General features: G+C 60.7%; 4 protein-coding genes. All 4 read right to left on the reverse strand.

Features of this window, described 5'->3' with window-relative positions:
- Positions 1–43 precede the first annotated feature (43 nt).
- The gene (locus AGR13A_RS15465; protein WP_035220744.1) at positions 44–3,178 is read right to left on the reverse strand and encodes an efflux RND transporter permease subunit; all 3,135 of its coding nucleotides are present in this window, start codon (positions 3,176–3,178) and stop codon (positions 44–46) included.
- 11 nt (positions 3,179–3,189) lie between these two features.
- Complete coding sequence (locus AGR13A_RS15470; protein WP_167377558.1) at positions 3,190–4,416, reverse strand: efflux RND transporter periplasmic adaptor subunit; 1,227 nt, start codon at positions 4,414–4,416, stop codon at positions 3,190–3,192.
- A gap of 425 nt (positions 4,417–4,841) precedes the next feature.
- Positions 4,842–6,347 carry a sensor domain-containing diguanylate cyclase gene (locus tag AGR13A_RS15475; protein ID WP_035220746.1) on the reverse strand — a complete coding sequence of 502 codons (1,506 nt, stop codon included), beginning with the start codon at positions 6,345–6,347 and terminating at the stop codon, positions 4,842–4,844.
- Positions 6,348–6,516: 169 nt separating this feature from the next.
- Positions 6,517–7,341, reverse strand: coding sequence for a bifunctional allantoicase/(S)-ureidoglycine aminohydrolase (locus AGR13A_RS15480; RefSeq protein ID WP_080837239.1), 825 nt, complete (start codon positions 7,339–7,341; stop codon positions 6,517–6,519).
- Positions 7,342–7,618: the final 277 nt, after the last annotated feature.

The following is a 7,618-nucleotide window of genomic DNA, read 5'->3' on the forward strand; positions in this document are numbered from 1 at the left end:
ACATGAACTCAATCAGATGAAAGTGCGGGCCTCTCCATCCGTTTTATTCCGCAGGCGATACGGCGTCAGCAGCAATCTCATTCTCCTTCTTTCGATCCCCGAAAATCTTCATGACAAAAACGAAGAAGACGGGAACGAAGAAGATCGCGAGGATCGTTGCCGAGATCATGCCGCCGAGCACGCCGGTGCCGATGGCGTTCTGGCTGGCCGCGCTCGCACCGGAGGCAATCGCCATGGGCAGCACGCCCAGCGAAAAGGCAAGCGAGGTCATCAGGATCGGCCGGAAGCGCAAATGCGCCGCCTCGACTGTGGCATCATAGGTGGATTTTCCCTCTGCCCGCAAATCCTTGGCGAATTCGATGATCAGGATCGCGTTTTTCGCAGACAGCCCGATGATGGCGATGAGGCCCACCATGAAGTAGACGTCGTTTGGCATGCCGCGCAACATCACCGCCGCCACCGAACCGATGACGCCGAGCGGCACCACCAGCATGACGGAGAGCGGAATGGACCAGCTTTCGTAAAGCGCTGCCAGAAGCAGGAAGACGAACAGGACGCTGAGCCCGATGAGCGCCGGCGCCTGCGAGCCGGACTGGATTTCCTGCAACGACTGGCCGGTCCATTCGAAACCGAAACCAGCAGGCAATTCACCCGCCAGACGCTCCATCTCGGCAATGGCATCGCCGGAAGAGTAACCCGGCGCCGATTGTCCGCCGATACGGATGGCCGGATAACCGTTGTAGCCGACCACCTGCGAGGGACCGCGGACCCATTCAACCGAGGCGAAGGAGCTGATCGGCACCATGCCGCCATTGGCGTTGCGAACGTTGAGGTGCAGAAGATCCTGCGTTTTCATGCGCTGACCCTGCTCCGCCTGCACCGTCACGCGCTGCATGCGGCCGGCATTGGGGAAGTCGTTGACATAGGACGAACCCATATTGGCCGAGATGGTTGCGTTGATGTCGCTGAAGGTCACACCGAATGTATTGGCCTTCTCGCGATCAATGAGAAGATTGACCTGCGCGGAATCCGGCATGCCTTCGATACGAAGACCGGCGAGAACCGGGCTTTGCTGCGCGGCTGCCATCAGTTGCGCACCGGCGGCGCTCAGCGCTGCCTGTCCCGCACCCGCACGGTCCTGCAGGCGGAAGGTGAAGCCGCTGGAATTGCCGAGACCCTGAATGGGCGGTGGCGAAAGCGCAAAGGACATCGCGTCCGGCAAGCCCCACAGCTTGGCATTTATCCGCGCCGAGATCGCATTGGCGGAATCCTCCGGACCACGCTCGCTCCAGTCCTTCAACGTTGCGAAGGCGAGACCGGCATTCTGGCCGGAGCCCGAGAAGGAGAAACCGGAAACTGCGATCACACGGTCAACCGCAGGCTCTTCCAGAAAGATCTTTTCGATCTGCTGGATGGATTGCAGGGTACGGTCACTGCTTGCTTCCGCCGGCGCCTGGATGTCGACGATCAGGTAACCCTGATCCTCATTGGGAAGGAAGGAGCTCGGCAATTGCATATAGGCCCAGCCGAGGCCGGCAAGCAGCGCCGCATAGATGACCATGAAGCGGCCGGAGCGCTTGATGATCGACCCAACCGATGAGGAATATTTATGCGACGCCTTGTCGAAGCCGCGGTTGAACCAGCCGAAGAAGCCTTTCTTTTCATGGTGTCCGGCCTTGATCGGCTTCAGGAACGAGGCGCAGAGCGCCGGTGTCAGCGACAGCGCGAGGAAACCGGAGAACAGGATGGACACCACCATGGTCAGACTGAACTGCTGGTAGATGATGCCGACAGCACCCGGGAAGAAGGCCATGGGCACGAACACCGCCGTCAGAACCAGCGTGATGCCGATGATGGCGCCGGAAATCTGGCCCATCGCCTTGCGGGTCGCCTCCTTTGGCGACAGGTGTTCTTCAGCCATGATGCGCTCGACATTCTCGACGACGACGATCGCGTCGTCGACCAGAATACCGATGGCGAGAACCATGGCGAACATGGTCAGAACGTTGATCGAGAAACCCGAGACATACATGATGGCGCAGGTGCCGAGCAGCGCCACGGGCACCACGAGCGTGGGAATGATGGTGTAACGGATATTCTGAAGAAAGACGAACATCACCACGAAGACGAGGATGATCGCCTCGACCAGCGTATTGATCACCTTCTGGATCGAGATCTTAACGAAGGGGCTGGTGTCGTAGGGGATTTCATATTCCAGACCCGCCGGGAAATAGCGCGACAGTTCCTCCATGGTGGCGCGCACGCCATCGGAAGTCTGCAGGGCATTGCCGGTGGGCGACAGCTGCACGCCGATGGCCGCACTGGGCTTGCCGTTCAGGCGGCTGGAAAAGGCGTAGCTTTCACCGCCCACTTCCACCCGCGCCACATCGCGCAGCCGCACGGAGGAGCCGTCCGGATTGGCACGCAGCACGATGGCGCCGAACTCATCCGGCGAGGTCAGCTGACCCTGCACGTTGACGGTCGCCGAAATCTGCTGGCCGATCGGGTTTGGCGACGCGCCGATGCGGCCCGCGGCAACCTGCGAGTTCTGCGCCTGGATGGCGGAGATGACATCGGACGAGGTGAGGCTGAGGCCGAGCATCTTGTCCGGATCCATCCAGATACGCATGGAGCGCTGGGTGGCGAACAATTGCGCGCTGCCGACACCCGGCACGCGGCGCAATTCGCCGAGCACGTTACGGCTGAGATAGTCACCGAGACCGATGGCGTCGGTATTGCCATCCATGGAGGTGAGCGCCACCATCATCAGAAACGAGGTGCCCGCCTGTTCGACGCGCAGGCCCTGCTGCGTGACGGCCTGCGGCAGGCGCGGCTCGACACGGGCGATGCGGTTCTGAACCTCGACCTGCGCCTCGCCGATATTCGTGCCCGGCGCGAAGGTGACGTTGATGGAAATGCTGCCGGAGGCTTCGGAGGTCGATTCAAAATAAAGAAGACCCGGAACCCCGTTCAGCTCCTCCTCGATGGGACGTGTGACGCTCTGGTAAATGTCTTCCGGCGCGGCACCCGGATAAGTGGTCGCGATCGAAATCTGCGGCGGCGCCACATTCGGATATTGCGCGATCGGCAGCATGGGAACGGCGAGAAGGCCGGCCAGCATGATGAAGATGGCGACGACCCAGGCAAAAATGGGCCGATCGATAAAAAAACGTGCCATGAAATCGGTCCTTATTGCTTCGCAGCCGGAGCAGCCGCCCCGTCAGCGGCGGCGACATCGGCTTCGCGCGACCACGGCTCGGGCTTCACCTTCGCGCCGGGGGCGGTTTTCTGGAAACCTTCGGCAACCACGCGATCGCCATCCTTCAGCCCTTCGGAAATCACCCAGCGGTCGCCGATGGCACGGCCAACGCTGACACGCCGCTGCTCGACCGTGTCTTCCGCGTTGACGACAAGCACGCTCGCCTGCCCGCCCGCATCGCGCTGCACGGCCTGTTGCGGCACGGCGAAGGCTGCCCTCTCAATACCCTGCTGGATCTGGACGCGGACATACATGCCCGGCAGCAGATCGCCATTCGGATTGGGGAATTCGCCACGCAACGTCACCTGACCGGTGGTCTCATCAACCGCGGCTTCGGAAAACAGCAAGCGGCCGGGAATAGGATAACGGCTGCCGTCATCGAACAGGAGGTTGACCTCGGCCTCATTCGGGCCGGTCATCAGCTGACCGTCCTGCAGGGCCTTGCGCAGACGAATGAGATCGGCGGCGGGCTGGGTGAAATCGGCATAAATCGGATCAAGCTGCTGGATCGTCGCGAGATTTTCCGAACCGGTGGCGCTGACAAGCGCGCCTTCGGTGATCCGCGCCCGGCCGATCATGCCGCTGATCGGTGCGGTGACGTTAGCATATTGCAGATTGAGCTTCGCTTCGGCGACACCGGCTTCGGCAACGGCCACCTCGGCATCCGCCTGCGCCAGGTGGGCGATGGCGTTGTCGAATTCCTGCTGGGAACCAACGTTGGAGCGGCGCAATTGCTGCTGCCTGTCCGCCGTCTGCCGCGCCTGCAGCTGCGCGGCCTGCGCCCGGCGCAGCGTTCCTTCCGCGCTGTCGACACGAACCTGAAACGGTGCGGGATCGATCCGGTAAAGAACGTCACCTTCCTTGACGAGCGACCCCTGCTCGAACACCCGTTCGACGATGATGCCGGAAACGCGCGGGCGCACTTCGGCAAGCCTTGTCGGCGCGATCCGCCCCGGCAATTCATTGTTAATGGGCAATTCTTCCTGCTTCACCGTCACGACTTTCACCGCGCCGGGTGGAGGCGCGCCGGGCGCAGACGCCTGCTCATCGCTACATCCGACCAGAACGATGCCCGTCAAGAACACCGCCACGATCTGTCCCAATCTCTTCGCCATCCTGCGCTCCGAATCCATAAAATAGGTCACATTTACATACATACTAAGACGTATGTAAAATTCTGGCAATGGATTTGTTGCAGCGCAACAGCGCTCTCACGCGGTTGTGAAAGCGGGCGAGACGGATTGGACAGGGCACGGTTACAAGGGACGGAAGATAAATGGCGTTAAAGGCGGGACATATCGCGACTAGCCGGAGGCAACAGTCGGACCAGTGAAGTCCCGCCCCTTCCGTCATGCTCGGGCCTGCCCCGAGCAGACGTTGGCAGATCCTCGGGACAAGCCCGAGGATGACGTCGAGGCTGAAGGAAAGTCCCTCGACAAGCTGAGACCGCTCGCGTCTGCATTCCGGCCAGCCCATCGAAGATCGAGGAATGCGGCTTATCGGGCATATCGGTGAAGACGATGGGTCCGTTGCAACAAGCAGGAACGGCCCTGCACGTCAAAGAGCCGTGGCCGCCTGAACGTCAGAACAGGCGCTTCAGCGAGGTGGTTTCAGGCTGCGGGCTGGTCTTCGTCGCATCGCTATTATCGGCGGATCTATTACGCAGCGCCGCATAATAGGCATTTTTCTGCTCGTACATATTCATATCGGCGCGGCGCACCAGCGATTCCATCGTCTCGCCGGCCTCGCTGGTTGCAACACCGAGCGACAGGCTGAGCGGCGCACTGGAATAGAACTGGTTATTGATCTTCAGCAGCTCATAAACGGTATCGACCATGGCGGCGGCGATCTGCTTGTCGGCCCCGGGAAGCAGGATGGCGAATTCGTCGCCGCCGATGCGCGCCGCATGGTTGGGCGTCGTCACGACGCCGTTCAGAACCTCGCCCATGCGCCGCAGAAGCGCGTCACCGGCATCGTGTCCCAGCTTGTCATTGGCATCCTTCAGACCGTTGAGATCGATGACGATGGCCGAAACCGGGCGCAGCGCGCTGCGATCCAGCCTGTTCAGCTCATCGGAATAGAAAGCGCGGTTATGCAGCTTGGTCAGCACATCGTGCTTGCCGAGATATTCGAGATAGGCTTCCGCCTTCTTGCGCGCGGTGATGTCCGTCAGCGCCACCTGCACCAGCGACCAGTCGCGCTCATGGCCCGGAAAAACGGAAAAATGCAGCAGCACATGCCGCTCCGAACCATCCAGCGCGTAGTTCACCACCTCGCGGTGATGGGTGAGATTGCCGTTCCAAAGCTCCATCAACTGCTCACGGAACGGCTTTTCCATCTCGCCGCGGAAAATATCGCCGAGTCGCTGCAACAGAACCTGCCGGTCCGGTGCGCAAAACAGATCCAGCGTCGCCCGGTTGACGTCGATCACCCGGATTTCGCTCATGCATTGGCGAACGAATTCGGGATGCACGTCCATGAACACCCGAAAATCGATGATGCCGCGTTCCCTGACTTCCTCAATCAGCCGACGGACCCGGCTGAAATCCTCCACCCAGAGGGAAACCGGCGAGTGCTTGAACATGCCTTCGGCATAACGGCGGTTGACAAGCTCCTTTCGGCGCGCCTCCTCGCGTTCCGTCACATCTTCGGTCGTCAGCAGCAGCCGCCCGAGCGTTTCTTCATGGCCGGGTATGACCGCGCCGCGCAGCTGGATATCCAGCCGCTTTCCGCCGATCGAATAATTGACGGCATTGCTGGTGAATTCCGTCTTGCCCGCAAAGAGTTCCGAAAGCTCGTTCACGTGGCTTTCGAGCATGTCATCGCGAAAAATCCGGTGCAGATTGTCGACGAGATGCGCCTGATCGCGCGCTTCGAACAGCTCCAGCGTTTTGGCGTTGACCTGAAGCACGCGGATTTTCTGCGAACATGCCGCGACGCGGGACAAATCCTCCAGGAGAAAAGTCCTGATATCCTCGACACCCTCCGCCCGCCAGATATCAAACTGGTTCTTCACCGCGCTGAAATCTTCGATCCACATCGCCACGGGCGCAAGATTGAAGATATTGGTATCGATCGTCTCAATCATACGGGCAGTCTTCTTCAGGATGAATGCGGGCGGATGCCGAAATCATGCGGAGCAGCGATCGCCAACCGCATATTGGGATTTATTAGGGATATTTGATCTAAAGCAAGCATTTATCGCGCAAGCCCGCGGATTGCGCGATAATTCACGGTTTCAGGCGATATGCCGCCCGTTACCAGAGCTTCACATGCCGGTTCACATCCTTGTAGAGCAGATAGCGGAACCGGCCCGGCCCGCCCGCGTAACAGGCCTGCGGGCAATAGGCGCGCAGCCACATGAAATCGCCCGCCTCCACTTCCACCCAGTCCTCGTTCAGCCGGTAGACGGCCTTACCTTCCAGCACGTAGAGACCGTGTTCCATGACATGGGTCTCCATGAAGGGAATGGTCGCACCCGGCTGGAAGGTGACGATGTTGAGATGCATGTCGTAGCGCACATCCTCCGGATCAATGAACCGGGTCGTCGCCCACTTGCCGTCCGTGTCGGGCATGGCCGACAGGGCAATCTCATCCTCATGCGAAAAGATCGCCGGCGGCGGCTCAAGGCCGTCGACTGCCTGAAACGCCTTGCGGACCCAATGGAACTTGACGGGCGCCTTGCCGGAATTGCGCAGCTGCCAGCGCGAGCCGGCCGGCAGGAAAGCGAAAGACCCCTCCCGCAGGGCATGCTGCGCGCCCTCGAACTCCACCGTCATTTCACCGTCGACGACAAAGATAGCCGCCTGCGCTCTTTCATCGGGCTCCGGCCGGTCGCTGCCGCCGCCGGGCTGCACCTCGACGATATATTGCGCGAAGGTTTCGGAAAAACCCGTCATCGGCCGGGCAATGATCCAGGCCCGCGTGCCGGTCCAGTGCGGTAGCACGCTCGTCACGATATCGGACATGACGGTTTTGGGGATGACCGCATAGGCCGTCTTGAAAACAGCCTTGCTCGACAGCAGTTCCGTCTGCCCCGCCAGACCGCCCATATCCGAATAATATCTCTTCATTTCAGCCATTCCATTCTGCAACGCATTCGGCGCGGATTCTTAGGCCCGCAGCAGCGTTTAATCAAATGGTTATTGGCAGCGAGAGACGCCTGCCGAACAGGGGGCGAGATATGGTGGACGTTGCCACCTATTCTTCTCCCCGCCGGGGAGAAGGTGGCCCGAAGGGCCGGATGAGGGGGCAACGTTACCGAATATCTCTACCGTTGCCACACGCTCTCCGCGCGTCCGTCCGCGCGCGCGCGCGCGCGCGCGCGTCGCGTACCGTCCGACCGACCGACCGACCGAC

Origin of the sequence: Agrobacterium genomosp. 13 str. CFBP 6927, from assembly GCA_900012615.1 — a bacterium.
GTDB lineage: Bacteria > Pseudomonadota > Alphaproteobacteria > Rhizobiales > Rhizobiaceae > Agrobacterium.

What these genes read in the sequence shown, in the direction of transcription:
- AGR13A_RS15475 (WP_035220746.1), bottom strand. Translation starts at nt 6,347, where the DNA reads ATGATTGAGACGATCGATACCAATATCTTCAATCTTGCGCCCGTGGCG.
- AGR13A_RS15480 (WP_080837239.1), bottom strand. Translation starts at nt 7,341, where the DNA reads ATGGCTGAAATGAAGAGATATTATTCGGATATGGGCGGTCTGGCGGGG.
- AGR13A_RS15470 (WP_167377558.1), bottom strand. Translation starts at nt 4,416, where the DNA reads ATGTATGTAAATGTGACCTATTTTATGGATTCGGAGCGCAGGATGGCG.
- AGR13A_RS15465 (WP_035220744.1), bottom strand. Translation starts at nt 3,178, where the DNA reads ATGGCACGTTTTTTTATCGATCGGCCCATTTTTGCCTGGGTCGTCGCC.